This window comes from Dickeya oryzae (assembly GCF_020406815.2).
GTDB lineage: Bacteria > Pseudomonadota > Gammaproteobacteria > Enterobacterales > Enterobacteriaceae > Dickeya > Dickeya oryzae.
Genome location: NZ_CP162670.1, coordinates 1813825 through 1828830, shown reverse-complemented (window position 1 = coordinate 1828830; position 15006 = coordinate 1813825). Strand labels below are relative to the sequence as shown.

At 54.6% G+C, this 15006-nt stretch carries 14 protein-coding genes and 1 pseudogene; 5 read left to right on the top strand and 10 right to left on the bottom strand.

What is annotated here, in order from left to right; genetic code table 11:
• Positions 1-123 precede the first annotated feature (123 nt).
• Both LF929_RS07895 and LF929_RS07890 read left to right on the top strand, forming a co-directional pair.
• Complete coding sequence (locus LF929_RS07895) at positions 124-1014, top strand: LysR substrate-binding domain-containing protein (protein WP_226092903.1); 891 nt, start codon at positions 124-126, stop codon at positions 1012-1014.
• Between the two features lie 212 nt (positions 1015-1226).
• The gene (locus tag LF929_RS07890) at positions 1227-2006 is read left to right on the top strand and encodes a CDP-diacylglycerol diphosphatase (protein WP_226092904.1); all 780 of its coding nucleotides are present in this window, start codon (positions 1227-1229) and stop codon (positions 2004-2006) included.
• Between the two features lie 543 nt (positions 2007-2549).
• Here the strand turns inward: LF929_RS07890 and LF929_RS07885 are convergent.
• The 8 genes and pseudogenes from LF929_RS07885 to LF929_RS07850 all read right to left on the bottom strand — a co-directional run bounded on the left by LF929_RS07885 (position 2550) and on the right by LF929_RS07850 (position 8673).
• Positions 2550-2942 carry a hypothetical protein gene (locus tag LF929_RS07885; RefSeq protein WP_226092905.1) on the bottom strand — a complete coding sequence of 131 codons (393 nt, stop codon included), beginning with the start codon at positions 2940-2942 and terminating at the stop codon, positions 2550-2552.
• Positions 2943-3266: 324 nt separating this feature from the next.
• A pseudogene (locus LF929_RS07880) lies at positions 3267-3404 on the bottom strand (metal ABC transporter permease); the annotation flags it as partial.
• Positions 3405-3424: 20 nt separating this feature from the next.
• Positions 3425-3931, bottom strand: a complete 507-nt coding sequence (locus LF929_RS07875) for a substrate-binding domain-containing protein (protein WP_368678964.1) — start codon at positions 3929-3931, stop codon at positions 3425-3427.
• A 97-nt stretch (positions 3932-4028) separates the two neighbouring features.
• Entirely contained in the window at positions 4029-5060 is a 1032-nt protein-coding gene (locus LF929_RS07870) for an ABC transporter substrate-binding protein (protein WP_152490423.1), read from the bottom strand.
• Positions 5061-5338: 278 nt separating this feature from the next.
• A complete protein-coding gene (locus LF929_RS07865; protein WP_038904803.1) occupies positions 5339-6010 on the bottom strand; it encodes a methionine ABC transporter permease in 672 nt (223 codons plus the stop codon).
• Positions 5995-6786 carry a methionine ABC transporter ATP-binding protein gene (locus LF929_RS07860; protein ID WP_012885200.1) on the bottom strand — a complete coding sequence of 264 codons (792 nt, stop codon included), beginning with the start codon at positions 6784-6786 and terminating at the stop codon, positions 5995-5997. Before LF929_RS07860 ends, LF929_RS07865 begins: the two co-directional genes overlap by 16 nt.
• Positions 6787-6789: 3 nt before the next feature.
• Positions 6790-7602, bottom strand: a complete 813-nt coding sequence (locus tag LF929_RS07855; RefSeq protein ID WP_226092906.1) for a MetQ/NlpA family ABC transporter substrate-binding protein — start codon at positions 7600-7602, stop codon at positions 6790-6792.
• A gap of 36 nt (positions 7603-7638) precedes the next feature.
• Positions 7639-8673, bottom strand: coding sequence for an isopenicillin N synthase family oxygenase (locus LF929_RS07850; RefSeq protein WP_038908434.1), 1035 nt, complete (start codon positions 8671-8673; stop codon positions 7639-7641).
• 415 nt (positions 8674-9088) lie between these two features.
• Here LF929_RS07850 and LF929_RS07845 point away from each other — a divergent pair, with 415 nt between their 5' ends.
• The 3 genes from LF929_RS07845 to dsbG all read left to right on the top strand — a co-directional run bounded on the left by LF929_RS07845 (position 9089) and on the right by dsbG (position 12566).
• Positions 9089-9883 (top strand): DUF2076 domain-containing protein, encoded by a 795-nt coding sequence (locus LF929_RS07845; RefSeq protein WP_226092907.1) that lies wholly within the window; start codon positions 9089-9091, stop codon positions 9881-9883.
• 372 nt (positions 9884-10255) lie between these two features.
• Complete coding sequence (locus tag LF929_RS07840) at positions 10256-11671, top strand: GGDEF domain-containing protein (protein ID WP_210175513.1); 1416 nt, start codon at positions 10256-10258, stop codon at positions 11669-11671.
• Between the two features lie 142 nt (positions 11672-11813).
• Positions 11814-12566, top strand: coding sequence for a thiol:disulfide interchange protein DsbG (gene dsbG, locus LF929_RS07835; protein WP_210175512.1), 753 nt, complete (start codon positions 11814-11816; stop codon positions 12564-12566).
• A 126-nt stretch (positions 12567-12692) separates the two neighbouring features.
• Here dsbG and LF929_RS07830 read toward each other — a convergent pair whose 3' ends face one another.
• Both LF929_RS07830 and LF929_RS07825 read right to left on the bottom strand, forming a co-directional pair.
• Positions 12693-13541 (bottom strand): GNAT family N-acetyltransferase, encoded by an 849-nt coding sequence (locus tag LF929_RS07830; RefSeq protein ID WP_226092908.1) that lies wholly within the window; start codon positions 13539-13541, stop codon positions 12693-12695.
• 10 nt (positions 13542-13551) lie between these two features.
• Positions 13552-14883, bottom strand: coding sequence for an FAD-binding oxidoreductase (locus LF929_RS07825; RefSeq protein WP_038904811.1), 1332 nt, complete (start codon positions 14881-14883; stop codon positions 13552-13554).
• Between the last annotated feature and the right edge of the window lie 123 nt (positions 14884-15006).

The following is a 15006-nucleotide window of genomic DNA, read 5'->3' as shown; positions in this document are numbered from 1 at the left end:
CACGTTTTGCTCAAACCTATGACAAACTGTAACCTTGCAGATGGAGTCTACGTGTTGATTAAAATAATTAAAAATCGCATTTTGTACCGAATACATAAATAAACATTATGATTGGTAACATCTATGAGCCGTATCAACTTAAGGCAGGTTGAAGCATTCCATAAAGTGATTTTGACGGGTGGCATCACACAAGCCGCCAACATCATGAATATTACCCAACCGGCGGTTAGCCGCCTGATTAAGGATTTTGAATACGCGGTTAAACTCAAGCTGTTTGACAGGGATGGCCGGGGGCTGGAACCCCGAGAAGAGGCGCTTAAGCTTTTTCGTGAAATAGAGCGGCTCTATCTGGGACTGGATCACATTCTGCGGGTGGCGGACGATATCCGGCACGCTAAAGGCAGTGTCCTGCGCATTGGTGCAGTGTCTGCGCTTGCCAATCTGTGTACCGAACGTATTTTCCCATCGATGCTGAAAAAATACCCCGACGTGGCGCTGTCGATGGATGTGGAAAGTACATTATCGATCACCGAAATGGTGCTCAGTAATCAATACGACATTGGCTTTATCAACAGTACACCGGCCATCAAAGGGTTGCAGGCTGAACTGCTGGGCGTTGCGCAGGCGGTTGCCGTTGTCGCACCCGGCCACCCACTGGCGGAACGTACCGGCATTATTCTGGACGACCTGAACTACCACCGTTCGATACTGCCGGGGCGCAAGACCGTGTTACGTGAGCAACTGGCGCAGGCTATCACCGCGCAAGACATCGTATTGCAAAGCCCAATTGAAACTTCGCTGCGCCACTGTTGTGTCATGGCAGGCACCGGGTTGGGGGTCGGCATTGTCGATGCCATTACCGCCCGCACCAGCGAAGCCCAGCTTTTGATCAAACCGTTTGAACCCAAAATCGACGTTGCCTATATGGCGATTTTCCCGCCCCAGCATGCCCGCAGCATGCTGGTTGAGGAGGTCGTTGGCGCTATCCGCACCTTGATTAACGAGAGCGCATAAAGAGCGCATAAGCGGTGTCGCCCCTATAGCGGTTGTCATCATAGCGCCATCTGTACGCGGCACGATGTGACCAGCCGTCACACGATGAACCACCTGGCAACGACTTATCTTGAAACGATTTATCTTGATAACGGATAGCCGTGAAAACGCTCGCCTTGCGACAATGGCACTGTCACCCATACCCCGACAGCCCCCTTTGATGGAATCGCGCTATGACACGCAACGTTATGATACGTAAAAAGTACCTTATCGGTTTGATCGTTACGTTATTGTTGGTCGCCCTGCTGCTCTATTTCTGGCAACCTTTCGCCCGGCGCGGTAATGGTAATGCCTTGTGGCAGTTCGTCAGTCAACAGTGCGTTCCCAACCAGCAGAACAACCACTCGCCCGCCCCTTGTCTGGATGTCAATCTGCAAGGTCATTACGCCCTGTTCAAAGACCGGCGCGGCCCGTATCACAATCTGCTGATCCCAACCGACCGCATCAGCGGTATTGAAAGCCCGTTGCTGTTGCAACCCGGCACACCTGCCTATTTTGCCGCCGCCTGGAGTTACCGCGACAGACTATCGAGCCAGATGGGTAAACCGATCAGCGACGATAAGCTGGGGCTGGCGATCAATTCGCTGTATGGCCGCACACAAGGCCAGTTGCATATTCATATTTCCTGCCTGAAACCCGAGGTCTACCAAACGCTGCGCACCCAAAATGCACACATCGGCTACGACTGGGTCGCCCTTGGTCAGCCACTGCTGGAGCACGACTATCTGGCTACCAAGCTCAACGGCAGCGACCTGACGCGTTCCGACCCGTTCAAGTTGCTCAATCAATATGTACAGGCCCGTGGGGACAAAATGGAAAACTACGGTCTGGCGCTCACCGCCAACGCGCAGGGCGAACTGATCCTGCTGGCAGTAAGGCGTGACTTCATCGGTATGTTCAATCTGGGTTCCGCAGAAGAAATTCTGGATGTGAGCTGCGCGCTGGCGCAGTAACGCTGAAGCGGCCGTTACGGTGAAACGGGATACACCGCATCAATACCTTGTTAACGAATGGCCGGGCATCGCACCTGTTCTCTGCATCAGGCAAAAAACAGACGATGACCAGCCGGGGGAATAAGGGGGCCAGCCCGATAATACCGTTTCAGCTATAACTGACTCCCTTCAGTGGCTGGCATAATGCTTTTATACCCTTCATACTTCGAGTTGCAGGTGCGTTGGCTGCGTTACTCAGCCCATTTCATGGGCCTCGCCCCTTCGGGGCCGCTGCTAGCAGCGTTCAAATCGGCTTCGCCAATTTGTCACTCACCCCAGTCACTTACTTGTGTAAGCTCCTGGGGATGAAATGAGAGACATCCTGTCTCTCACCAGAGGCCAGCCGTTGGCTGGTCAAATTCGTTCCCGACGAATTTGTCACTCGATTGCCGCGTTACAAGGCTCTAACGAGCCTTGCCCTAAAGGGTCAACGCGTGGCGTTGTTCAACACGCGAGCGTGTTGTCCCGCAACTCGAATTATTTTGGGTATATAATTAATAAAAACTATTCTGTTTTAGCTGGGCTTGATATTGTCGGTGTCGCTTCTTTTTTCTCATCTGTGGTATTTTTCTTTTTCTCTGCGGTTATTTTATGTTCCGCTGTTTTTTCTTTTCCCGCGCTTTCTGCCGCCGTCTTTTCTTTTTCCTCTGTCGTGACTTTTTTATGCATCACTTTTTTATCGCTATGCTTATTGAGCGATTTATCCGTTGCTGTTTGCTGCGCCGTTAGCGTTTTGTTGTTCGCCTCTTGACTCGCTGTAGCGTCTGCGACGGGTGTGGTTTTCACTTCCGCGCTGGTGGCCGTTCCGGTTACCGGTTTGGCGCTCACTTCAGTGGATGCAGCGTGAGCGTAAGAAGCAGCCAGGATAACGCCTAAAAACAGAGGTTTCATATTCATTATGAATTTCCTTTAACAAGTCATTTGCGATTAACCAGACATAACGTTTTATATTCTGGTTAATAACCGAAGCGTTCAGGTAACCGCCTCGTGAGTGATTAAAGCAAAGCTGGAAATAAAAAGAATATGGAATACTCCTAGAAATTACCTGACTCATCCGACCTGATTATTTTATATTCTCCTCCCTGCCTGGATAAATACCGTGTGCGTCGTTTGTTTTATGCGATCCCTACTCTCACGCAGTGGATAAACCGGCTACCGAGCTCAGGGTTATTCATAGCCAATCGATTGGATGCCAACAATATCGTGGATAAGGTAAAAAGATTACCGTCGGTAGGCCAGCCGACGCACCAGCCTGTCGCCCAGCGACTGCACCAGTTGCACCAGCAACACCAGTACGATCACCGTGCCCGCCATCACCTGTTGATTAAAACGCTGATAACCGTAGCGGACAGCCAGATCCCACGACCACCCGCAAGGCATCAGCCGCCTGAGCCGGGACCGAAGCCCCATTCACTGAGGATCCGTTGCGCGACAGGCGAACCCAGAAATGCAGCCAGAGACTCTGCCTCTTTATTCATGACCGCCAGGGCGTATTGTGCCTGGACGCTGAACTCAGCAGGAATATCAAATACCGTTAAGCCCGCAATCTTTCTTAAACGCGGTGCATAGCTGGCGTAACCAATAAACATATCCACCATGCCTTGTTGAATAAGCCAGCTTGCCGCCATCTCCCCGGCAGGAACCGAGGCACTCGCTTCGCCCCCGACCAGACACTGCGCTCGTTGCTGAATAGACAGGCCGACACCGGGCTGGCTCCACTCAATCTGGCGAAATAATTGCCAGGTATAATCACCTGAAGGGTCACAGACAGGCGTCGATGTCCCCAGACGCAGGGTGGGACGACTCAAGAGGGACAACCAATTATCCTCTGGGCGAATACCACTGCTGGCGACGGTCAAACACAGTCGGTTAGTGGCGAACGGCATCACCTGTCCGGCAATACCCGCAGGCCCCAGATATCATAGAAATTCACCATAAGCGGTTGCCAGACTGCCCGTAAACTGCCTGCCACCAGCACCTTCATTATTCGGTGCCCTGATAGTGAGTGCGATAAAAGCGCTGATACCAGCGTTCTGCTTCTTGCTTCATGTCGATATCTTTGAAGCGTGATGGATAAAGTTTTTTCGCCATCCACAATTCCCCCAGACCAATGGCTTCCGGCATAGGGTATCCCCAGGCTTTTGCATATTCCGGCATCAACCAGACCCGATGCTGCTTCACTGCGTCAATCACCTGCCATTCCGGCATCTTGGTGATTTCGCTCACCACCTGAGGGTAACGATCCTGAACGAAGATCACCTGAGGATTCCAGGCAATCACCTGTTCCATAGAGACTTGCTTAAAGCCCTGAACCGTTGCCGCCGCCACATTCAGTGCGCCGGCGTGTTGCATCATCAGTCCCGTGTATTTTCCAGAACCATAGGTCGTGAGATCCGGGTTCGCCATATAAGCACGAACACGCTCACTATCTGGAATGCCTTTTAAACGCGCACTGACCCGTTGACGATAGGCAAAAGCCGCATCAATTAATGCATTCGCTTCAGCCTGCTTATTCACCACCTCGCCAATCAACGCAATGCCTTCGCGCAATCCCTGGTTATAGGCCTCATCCTCATTAGCCGGAGTTGAATTCATCTTCGCCGCCTGAACAGGATCGTTATCATGGCGCAACGATATTGCAATCACCGGAATCCCCAGACGGGTAATGCTGTCGATCATTTCTTGTGGGGCATAGTTGGTGACAAAAACCACTTGCGGATGCAGCGCAACCAGTTTTTCAGCATCCACATGGGTCAAATCGCCCAGAGCGGCTTTATCAGACAAAGCAGGCACCAGACGCGCATAACTATCGCCCAGTTGCTGCTTCCAGTTGGCCAGGATGCCAACGATTTTATCTGTGGCGTTTAGCTGCACCAAAATATTCAGTGTCTGATGCTGCAATACAACAACCCGTTCGACGTTATCGGCAATGGTTACCTGACGCCCCAGTTGATCCGTCACTGTCCGGGATGCCTGAGCAAGAAATGGCAATAAACATAAGCAGGTAATAGCCATTACCCGTTGAATAAATGGTTTCATCTTTTCCCCTCAATCGTTATGCAAAAAATTATACAACGCACACTTGAGGGATGAATAGTCACAAAAACAAACGTGCACTATTTCTTCATGTCTTGTCGGGTCGTCTGTTTAATCAAATTCAGTAATGTTTCTACCGCTTCATCTGGTGGAGTAAAATCCCTGCCTTCACGCAGTGGATACACCCGCTACCGGGCTCAGGGTTATTCATAGCCAATCGATTGGATGCCAGCAATATCGTGGATAAGATAAAAAGATTACCGTCGGTAGGCCAGCCGACGCACCAGCCTGTCGCCCAGCGACTGCACCAGTTGCACCAGCAACACCAGTACGATCACCGTGCCCGCCATCACCTGTTGATTAAAACGCTGATAACCGTAGCGGATAGCCAAATCCCCCAGACCGCCGCCGCCAATCACCCCCGCCATTGACGAAAAACCGATGAGCATCACTACCGTCAACGTTACGCCTGCCAGAATCGACGGCAGCGCTTCCGGCAATAGCGCTTTGGTGATCACATGCCAGACAGTGCCCCCCATCGATTCAATGGCCTCGATCCGGCCGCTATCCACCTCGGCCAGCGCATTTTCCACAATGCGGGCAAAAAACGGAAACGCACCGACGGCAATAGGTACTACCGCCGCAGTACTGCCCAACGTGGTACCTACCACCCAGCGGGTAAACGGGATCAGGGCAATCAACAACACGACAAATGGCAGCGAGCGTCCGACGTTGATTACGCTTCCCAGCACCGCGTTGACACGCGGCAACGGCAGAACACTGGACTGTCGACTGATAAACAGCAACACCCCGGTCGGCAAACCGACCAGCACGGTAAACAGCGCCGCCAACCCTACCATATAGAGCGTTTCCAGCGTCGCGTTCAGCATGATCGGGAAAAATTCGTCCCAGCTCAGGCGACTTTGCATAATCCGTTCTCCTCAATGCCATGACGCCGTAGAAACGCGCGCTCAGCGGCTAAATCCGGCAGCAGCGCGTGTCGCAAACGGGAAGTCGGATCCGCCAGCAAGGTCCGTAACGCGCCGCTTTCCGCCACACGCCCTTGCTCCAGCAACGCGGCATGGTCGCAGATAGCTTTAACCACCTCCAACTCATGGGTAATCAGCACTATCGTCAGGCCCAGTTGTTGGTTGATCTCCGCCAGCAACGCCAGTATTGACGCGGTCGTCTCCGGGTCAAGCGCACTGGTGGCTTCATCACACAGCAGATAACGCGGTCGCGCCGCTAGCGCGCGAGCAATACCGACTCGCTGTTTCTGACCACCGGACAACTGCGATGGATAAGACTGCGCCTTGTCGCTTAACCCCACCAACGCCAACAATTCCGTCACCCGTTCTTCACGCTCGAGCTTGCCAACCCCGGCAATTTCCAGCGGTACTGCCACGTTATCCCGCACAGTGCGGGCATGCAGTAAATTAAAATGCTGGAAAATCATTCCGGTACGCTGGCGTTGCTGGCGTAGTTCACGCGGCGACAGACTGGCGATATCACACTCATCTATCAGAATACGGCCCGAGGTGGGCCGTTCCAGCAGATTGAGACAACGGATCAACGTACTCTTGCCCGCACCACTACGCCCGAGAATGCCGTATACCGCCCCTGAGGGAATCGTCAGCGACACATTCTCCAACGCAGGTTGTGCACAGCCCGGATAGCGTTTTCCCAACCGTTCGATGCGAATCATGGGTTATTGCCCCGCCACCGCAATCACCGACCCTTTATAACGCTGGCTGATGAAATCCGCCGTCGCTTTAGACTCCAAATCCTTCGCCAGTTGTTTAATGCGCGGATCGTCTTGCAGCGCAGGTGTCGTCACCAAAATGTTGGCGTACGGGTTATGGCTGGCGCTTTCCAACCCCAACGCATCACGGGATGGAACCAACCCAGCTTCCAGTGCGTAGTTACCATTGATAACCGCCAGGTCGACGTCATCCAGCGAGCGGGGGATTTGTGCCGCTTCGATCTCTTTAATCTTCAGTTTTTTCGGGTTTTCGGCGATATCTTTCGGTGTCGCCTGATCTTTCGCCGGGTCGTTATAACCCGCCTTAAGTTTGATTAACCCCTGCCCTTGCAGCAAGTACAGCGCACGACTGAGGTTAGTGACGTTATTTGGCACCGCCACGGTGGCATTCTCTTTCACCTCGTTAAGCGATTTGTATTTGCGGGAATAGATCCCCAGTGGTTCGATATGCACGGTGGCTACCACCACGAATTTTTTGCCCAACGCCTTTTCCTGATCGCGCAGGTAAGGCACATGCTGGAAGTAGTTAGCGTCAACATCGCCGCTGGCCAGTAACTCATTGGCGTTCACGTTACCACTGAGTTCCACCACCTTCAGTTTCAGTGACGGATCCGTCTTTTGAATCTGGGCCAGGATTTCTGCATGCGGCACCGGGTCCGCTGCCACCCGCAAGACATCAGCCGCCTGAGCCGATACCGATAACCCCATTGCCAATGCCAATGCCATTGCTGTCAGAGCAAAAAATTTATTATTTTTCATGTTGTTATTCCTTATTAATGGTAATTATTCTACGTCTCAGACGGTCTCTGCCTGCTGCTGTGCCTGCAATACATCGCCGTAATAGCGCTTCGCCACCTCTGGATGGGAACGTAAGCGCCCTTTCAGGTAATTCCAGCCGACGTCACGCAACAGCGGGTTGTTCGGGTCGCTGGCAGGTCCGCGCGCCAGTTTTGCCAGCGCGGGTGACAGTGGAAATACCGGCACCACTGCATCCAGTTGCGCACCAAGAAAGAACGCGATGGATAAGCGCTCCTGACCTGGCGGCGGCGAGACGACCCGGTGCACCGTGGCACGCAGATAGCCATTGGTCGCCAGTTCCAGCAACTCGCCGATGTTGACCACAAATGAACCCGGCAATGGACGCGCGTCGACCCAACTATCCGGTTCAAGCTCCACCTGCAAGCCGGGCTGATCATCTTGCAACAACAGCGTCAGAAAGCCGGAGTCTTTATGCGCGCCAACCCCTTGCTGGCTGCCTACCACCGGTTGCCCGGGGTAGCGAATCAGCTTGATATGCTCGTTAGGTTTATTACCGTACAACGCATCAAACGCGGTGACCGGCAACCCCATAAGCTCAGCGAAAGCACGCAACAGGCGCAGTGAAATTCGGGTCAGGGTTTGCTGCCATTCCAGCAGTGTACTTCTCAGCGCGGGTAGCGATTCAGGCCACTGATTCGGCCCCTGCAGTCGCCGCCAGGCCGGATCGCCCGACAGCAGGCGCAGCGCCGGGCGCTCTGCCCCAATATCAAACTGCTCACGCCAGTCCGGCGCGCTGCGGGTTCGTTCGGCACCTGCCAGGGTGTACCCCCGAAAATGGGGTGAGCGAATCATCGCCACGCGCTGTTTTTCATCATCCGGCAGAGAGAAAAAAGCTCGCGATACGCGCTGAACGCGTTGTTGCAATTCCGGCGAGACGCCGTGGTGGGTGAGATAAAAGAAGCCGGTTTCACGTGCGGCGTGATTCAGGCGTTGCAGAAACTCGGCGCGTTGCCGGGCATTGCCTTCAAGCAGAGAAAAATCGAGTACGGGCAAGGTTTCGGTATGACTCATGGCTAACTCCAGTAATGAAATGTAGAGATGTCGTGGCATTCAACATGGAGCAAGCGCAACAAGACGAAGGGGACATGGTGATTCCTCATGGTCGATAATCAGGAAACCGGCTCGTAAAACGAACCTAAAACATGACATCATCACGCCATAGCAGCGGATGACGGCTGAAATGTATTAATCCCGATTTTCCCACGCAGGTAAAATATCAATAACGGCAAAGGTAAGACGAAAATCGGCACAACCATTGACGCCGATTTGCTGTAATTGGTAACAAATTTGTAAGCAGCTTTACCTGACAATCCATGTATTCGCCTGCGGGAACACAGTAGGATGACGGCGAAGGGTGTGATAAAACAGCCGCAGAACCGCCCACCGTGTGCCCGGTCTGCACTCCAATATCTCTTGAGGTAATCCTATGCAATCTGAAGAACAACGCCTTATTGATGGTCTGTTTAGCCGACTGAAGACAGCCGAGACCAACACGGGCCCTCGGGATCTCAAGGCAGAACAGCAAATCAACGACTATATTCGTCAGCAACCTGCCGCACCTTACTACATGGCGCAGGCGATGATTATTCAGGAAGCGGCGCTCAAACAACTGGATCAGCGCGTGAAAGAACTGGAAGCCGAGGTTAACCGGCTCAGACAAGAAGCCGCTGCGCGCCCGCAACAAAGTAGTGGTGGTTTTCTGTCCGGTCTGTTTGGCGGCGGCAGCCGTAACAGCGCGCCACAGCAACCAGCCCAGCCTTCGCAACCGGCGGGTTATGGTCAGCAGCCTGCGAGCTATGGCCAACCTGCCGGTTACGGCCAGCCGATGGGATACACTCCGCCGCCAGCAGGTTACGGCCAGCCAGCGCCAGGTTATGCCCAGCCGGCCCCTTCCCGCGCGGGTGGTTTCCTGAGTGGCGCGCTGCAAACTGCGGCTGGCGTGGCAGGCGGCGTCGTGCTGGCAGATATGCTGACAGGCATGTTCCATCGATCACAGCCAGAAGAGATCGTCAATATCATCAATGAAACACCGATGATCAACGACAATCCGTTGGGCAATACCAGCGATAATTTCCGCGATTTCAGCGCGGATAACCTGGATACCTTCAACGGCACTGGCAACAACGACCAGTGGAGCAATGTCAGCAGCGAACCGCAGGGGAACGACTACGACGATTTCTCTGCCGACGACTCCTACGACGACGACGATTCTTACGTCTGATACCCCGTTTTTCCCGCCATCTGGCCGTTCCTTGTGTCGTCGTACTGACTCAAGGGGCGGCCATATAAATAGATATGGATTATCCTGGCGCCGGTTTCAGGCTATCCTAAGCGCTCAGAAATCGGTGACGGCTGGATAACGGCCAACCCCCATGGCAACGGCCGATCAATGTTGATTGCCCTCGTTCGCTTGTAACGAATTGAAAGAAATAGAATAAAAGAGAAACAATGCGGAATGGGCTTTTTTCATATCATTTATCAATAACACTGTATGATACCGGCTCTACGTGTGAACCGTTGCAGCCAGATAGCGACAGAATCACAACGATTAGCGCCAGGGGAAGGCTCTGAAACCTGAAAGTGGACTGACGGCATGCATCTGAACGTGGCTTTATTTAAAAAAGGCAGCACCGGGCTGAACAGTTTGAATGTCTTCATGGTGACGCTGGTGGGTTGCAATATCGGCGCACATGCCCGGTTATCCAACATTGATTTATCGGTATTCTGGCCGGTTAACATCATCATCGCGGCCTTGTTTTACCGCTGCCGATACTTGAATAACCCCTGGTACTATCTCGTCGCCTACGCCGCGATGATTCTGCAAGATACGATGTTCTACGGCTGGGGTGTCAGTGCGTTGACCATCAACTCCGCCAACATCGCGTTTATCGTCGTTCTCACCCAGTTGCTCAACTGGCCGGGGCTACTGACACGTCGGGAAACCGACATGGTCAGTTCACTGTATGTCTTCGCCGCCTGCATGATTGCCGCTCTGGCCTGCGGTTTTGTCGGTGCCCTGGCGCAACAGCCGTGGCCTGCCTTCCCGGCTGCGGTATTTCGCAGTAATTTTCTCAATTGGTTCAGCGACCAGTTCTACACCGCGGTGCTGTTTCTGCCACTGCTGTTAACCCTGCAAAGCCGGATCCCGCTGCATCTCCCGGCTTCGCTGCAACTGGCGGACGCCCTGCCATTATTGTTACTGCTGTTGTCTATCTGCATTGCTCCGCTGCTCGGCCCAGTCGCGATCATCGCGTTTCCTTTGCCAGCATTAACCTGGTGCGCGATTGTTTACCCGCTATGGTTGATTCGGCTTATCACCTTGTGCATCGGTGCGACAGAGTTAATCATGACCGCCGAGCATGTTTACGCGCTCTATAGCCCGCAAGACCCGATGTTTTTGCATCAGGTCGTGATTGCGCGCATCGGTATTGCTGCCACCATATTCAGCCCGCTGATGATGGCAACCAACGCACGAACCATCCGCCAGTTAAACGCCCGCCTGCTGCGACAGGCCAGCCATGATTTTTTGACCAACACCTTGTCGCGCTACGGGTTTACCGAAGCGCTATCCACGCACGATCAGAACATCAAATCACAGCAGGATGCGGTCAACATCATGTTGATTGACATCGATAACTTCAAAAATATCAACGACAGCTTCGGGCATGACTGCGGCGATGAAATCCTGCGACAAGTCGCCAATGTGATACAACGGACGGTTTCTGCACAAGGGCTGGTCAGTCGTATCGGCGGGGAAGAGTTTGCCGTCGTGTGCTTTAACTACAGTCCACCCGCATTTTATCGGCTGGCCGACGAACTGCGTCAAACCATCCAGCACACCGTATTTCTGTTCAACCAACAGCATGTGCCGGTCACCGTTAGCATTGGCATTGCCCACGCGCAGGTAGCGGGTAAACACCTGGTGGATACCGTACATGAGCTCTTTCCGCTGGCAGACAAAAACCTCTATACCGCCAAACGCGAAGGGCGTAACCGTACTATTCAGTAAAACAGCACTACTCAGTAAAACCGTCGCCGAAGGACATAGGCAGGACATCGCCCGGTAGCTGTACTTTGGCCTGACGGCGCTCAACGCATTGGTTGCTTTCAAAGCATTGTTTTCAAAGAATAAAAAACGCATCGAGATATCAATGAAATACCGTTATTTACTGCTCTGTGCCCTGCTTGCTGCGGTATCGGCACAGGCTGACACCACCATCCCTCCCGCGGTAAAACAGCTTGAAAAGCAGGGCATTAAAATTATCAAACCGTTTTCTGCACCCGGTGGCGTACAAGGCTGGCTGGGCGAGTATCAAAAAATGGGTGTCACCATTTACCTGACGCCAGATGGTAAACACGCCATTTCCGGCTACATGTACGACGCGCAAGGCAACAACCTGAGCGAGCAGCTGATTGATAAGGAACTCTACCTGCCCGCCGGACGGGAAATGTGGAAAAAACTGGAGCGCGCCCCGTGGATTGCGGAAGGTAAAGCCGATGCCCCTCGCACCATCGTGGTATTCGCTGACCCATTCTGCCCTTACTGCAAGCAGTTCTGGGAAAAGGCCCAACCCTGGGTGGAATCTGGCAAGGTGCAGATACGCACATTGCTGGTTGGTATTATCCGTCCGGACAGCGGCCGGTATGCCGCGGCCATACTCAGTGCGAAAAACCCGGCACAAGCCTGGCACGACTTTGAATTGTCAAACGGGAAAACCGTGCCACCGTTCCCGGACGCTACACCGCCCGATGTCGTGAAAAAGCTGCAATACAACCAGCAGTTGCTTGAAGAACTGGGTGCTAACGTTACTCCGGCTATCTACTACATGAACGCCGACAACGCCCTGCAACAGGTCGTCGGCCTGCCCGATGAAAAGCAACTGGCCGACATGATGGGGAAATAAACCGCTCCGCCGGGAAGTACAAGAGTGGATGCTCAGGCGCTACGCCATCTCACCCTCGCCGCCTTCCCCCGTCACCACGGCCGGTGCCAACTGGCCGTAGTGCACGGTGTCTGGAGTGCTACCTGATTACGCCATCGCCTGCGTCATCAGTGTCCAGGCCTGCATACCACCCGCCTCTGGCTGCCACGGTGTGCCCCGGATCATAGTGACCGGCGCATCGACCGGTTGCAGCCCGCACTCTGCCAGCCAGTGCCCGAGTCCGAGAGCAGCGTCTGTGTCGATACGAACAAACTCACCGCCAACCTCGCTCATCAACGAACTGATCAACAAACGGGCATGTTCGGCGCTGTCGGCAATCACCGGGCCGATAACATACCCACGGCCAAAAGGTCGCAACGCGCCAAACCCAGCGATACGGCCGTGCTGCTCGAGCACCTGCATCGACGTTGACTGCCGCAACAGCCAGGCGATCAGCGCCGGGCGTGCTAACCCATGCGCCTGTTGATCCAACGTCGAGAGGTGAGAGGCATCCGCCAGCGTAGCGGCTCGCAGCCGCTGTCCATTGTTCAGACTCGGTGCAGCGATTGTCGGTAACTGCGGGCACTGATACTGATGGATTTCACCCACCGGCGTAAATCCCAGCCGGGTATATAACCCCTGCCCCGCCGCCGTGGCGTGTAGTCGCACCTGATATCCCTCAAGGCCAGCCAGCAGCCCTTCCATCAGCCGCCGACCGATGCCACGCCCTTGCTGCTGTTCATCCACCACCACCAGTCCGATAGTGGCCCAGCGTTCGCCCCAGCGCCAGCATACGGCGGTTCCCAACGGCTGCCCGTTTTCTTCCGCCAGCAGCCCGTCCCCCAGCCGCAACGCGTCCTGCCAGTCCTGTAGACGGTGCGGCCAGTTCGTCTGCCGGGTTAACGACCAGCCAAAATCAGCATCCGCTGCCGTCATGGCACGTAACGTTATCGTCATGTCATGCTCCTCACATCATGCCCGGCGCTTTCAACCCGGAACCGTCTACCAGTCGGGCGTAGCGGAATGGGGTTGGATCCACGATCGGGGTATCCCCCGTCACCAGATCTGCCGCCAGTCGACCGGCCCCCGGCCCGATACCGAAGCCATGCGCGCTGAACCCGGCAGACAGCACCAGCCCCGGCAGGCTCTCCACCGGTGAAATGACCGGAATCGCGTCCGGCGTGCTGTCGATCATCCCTCCCCACGCCTGTACAGCGCGGATAGCGGCAAGCGCCGGGTATTCACGCCGCATCGCCGCCAGCCCGTCGCTCACTATCGCCATATCCGGTGCCGGGTCGAGAATACGGGTTTTCTCAAACGGTGACACCCCATCGAATGACCAGGCTGCCCGTGATTCCGGCCCACACAGGAAAGGTTTAACCCCCGGACGGAACGACAAATTTTTACGCCGCGCCCGGAAAGTCGGATAAAACTGTCGGGCGTACCGCAGGCTCTGAAAGCCCGGCTCCAGTCGACCGCGCCCGGACACCGACACGGTATAGCTGCCATCTGACTGCGGGCGACAGGCAAACCCTGCGGTGTAAAACGGCAGGCTAATGACCTGCTCGATCGGTGCGGTGCGAAACGCCGTACCAATCACATTGCCCAACGGCAGCTCGATACCGTGACGACGGCAGAACAGCGAGCTCCAGACACCGCCAGCACAAATCACGGTGGAGGTTTTTACCCGTCCACGCTCGGTCCACACGCCGCTGACCCGTCCGCCGCTGATATCCAGCCCGCGCACCGCACACTGCTGGATAACACTGGCACCAAGACGTTGCGCGGCGATAGCCAGCCCGGCGCAAGCCAGCGCGGGTTCGGCATGACCATCCGTCGGCGACGACACGCCACCCAGCCACGCGGTGGTACTGCCCGGCGTCATCGCTTTGGCCTGCTCGGCATTGAGAATATCGCTACGTACACCATAGGCTTTCGCCATCTTGCCCCAGTTGTCCCAGGCATCGATTTCCGCCTGATCCAACGTGGTGTACAGCAGCCCGGAACGGTGAAAGCCCAGATCTTCACCGGTCTCCTGTTGCAGTTCTTCCCAGCGACGCAACGCGTAGATGATCAGCGGTAATTCGCGCTCATCGCGGTTTTGCTGTCGGCACCATCCCCAGTTACGGCTGGATTGCTCGCCACCCACCAGCCCTTTTTCCAGCAGCAACACGCTGACGCCTTTTTTCGCCAGCTCATAGGCTGCGGCCACACCGGCAATACCCGCGCCAATCACCACCACATCCGCCTGGTCTGGCAACTGGCTACTGTCCTGAACATATCTGATCGGTGCAGGCATGTTGTTCCTCTATATCCCTTAAATAATAAAAAAAATGCTCATGCCGAGAAATTCGCAAGAGCCACATAAAACGTAGAATATGATGCAGGACCGTAGATTAGCCTTGTTTCGACTCATCTCATA

Coding starts and splice junctions, on each gene's coding strand:
- LF929_RS07895 (WP_226092903.1), top strand. CDS start 124: ATGAGCCGTATCAACTTAAGGCAGGTTGAAGCATTCCATAAAGTGATT.
- LF929_RS07890 (WP_226092904.1), top strand. CDS start 1,227: ATGACACGCAACGTTATGATACGTAAAAAGTACCTTATCGGTTTGATC.
- LF929_RS07885 (WP_226092905.1), bottom strand. CDS start 2,942: ATGAATATGAAACCTCTGTTTTTAGGCGTTATCCTGGCTGCTTCTTAC.
- LF929_RS07875 (WP_368678964.1), bottom strand. CDS start 3,931: ATGCCGTTCGCCACTAACCGACTGTGTTTGACCGTCGCCAGCAGTGGT.
- LF929_RS07870 (WP_152490423.1), bottom strand. CDS start 5,060: ATGGCTATTACCTGCTTATGTTTATTGCCATTTCTTGCTCAGGCATCC.
- LF929_RS07865 (WP_038904803.1), bottom strand. CDS start 6,010: ATGCAAAGTCGCCTGAGCTGGGACGAATTTTTCCCGATCATGCTGAAC.
- LF929_RS07860 (WP_012885200.1), bottom strand. CDS start 6,786: ATGATTCGCATCGAACGGTTGGGAAAACGCTATCCGGGCTGTGCACAA.
- LF929_RS07855 (WP_226092906.1), bottom strand. CDS start 7,602: ATGAAAAATAATAAATTTTTTGCTCTGACAGCAATGGCATTGGCATTG.
- LF929_RS07850 (WP_038908434.1), bottom strand. CDS start 8,673: ATGAGTCATACCGAAACCTTGCCCGTACTCGATTTTTCTCTGCTTGAA.
- LF929_RS07845 (WP_226092907.1), top strand. CDS start 9,089: ATGCAATCTGAAGAACAACGCCTTATTGATGGTCTGTTTAGCCGACTG.
- LF929_RS07840 (WP_210175513.1), top strand. CDS start 10,256: ATGCATCTGAACGTGGCTTTATTTAAAAAAGGCAGCACCGGGCTGAAC.
- dsbG (WP_210175512.1), top strand. CDS start 11,814: ATGAAATACCGTTATTTACTGCTCTGTGCCCTGCTTGCTGCGGTATCG.
- LF929_RS07830 (WP_226092908.1), bottom strand. CDS start 13,541: ATGACGATAACGTTACGTGCCATGACGGCAGCGGATGCTGATTTTGGC.
- LF929_RS07825 (WP_038904811.1), bottom strand. CDS start 14,883: ATGCCTGCACCGATCAGATATGTTCAGGACAGTAGCCAGTTGCCAGAC.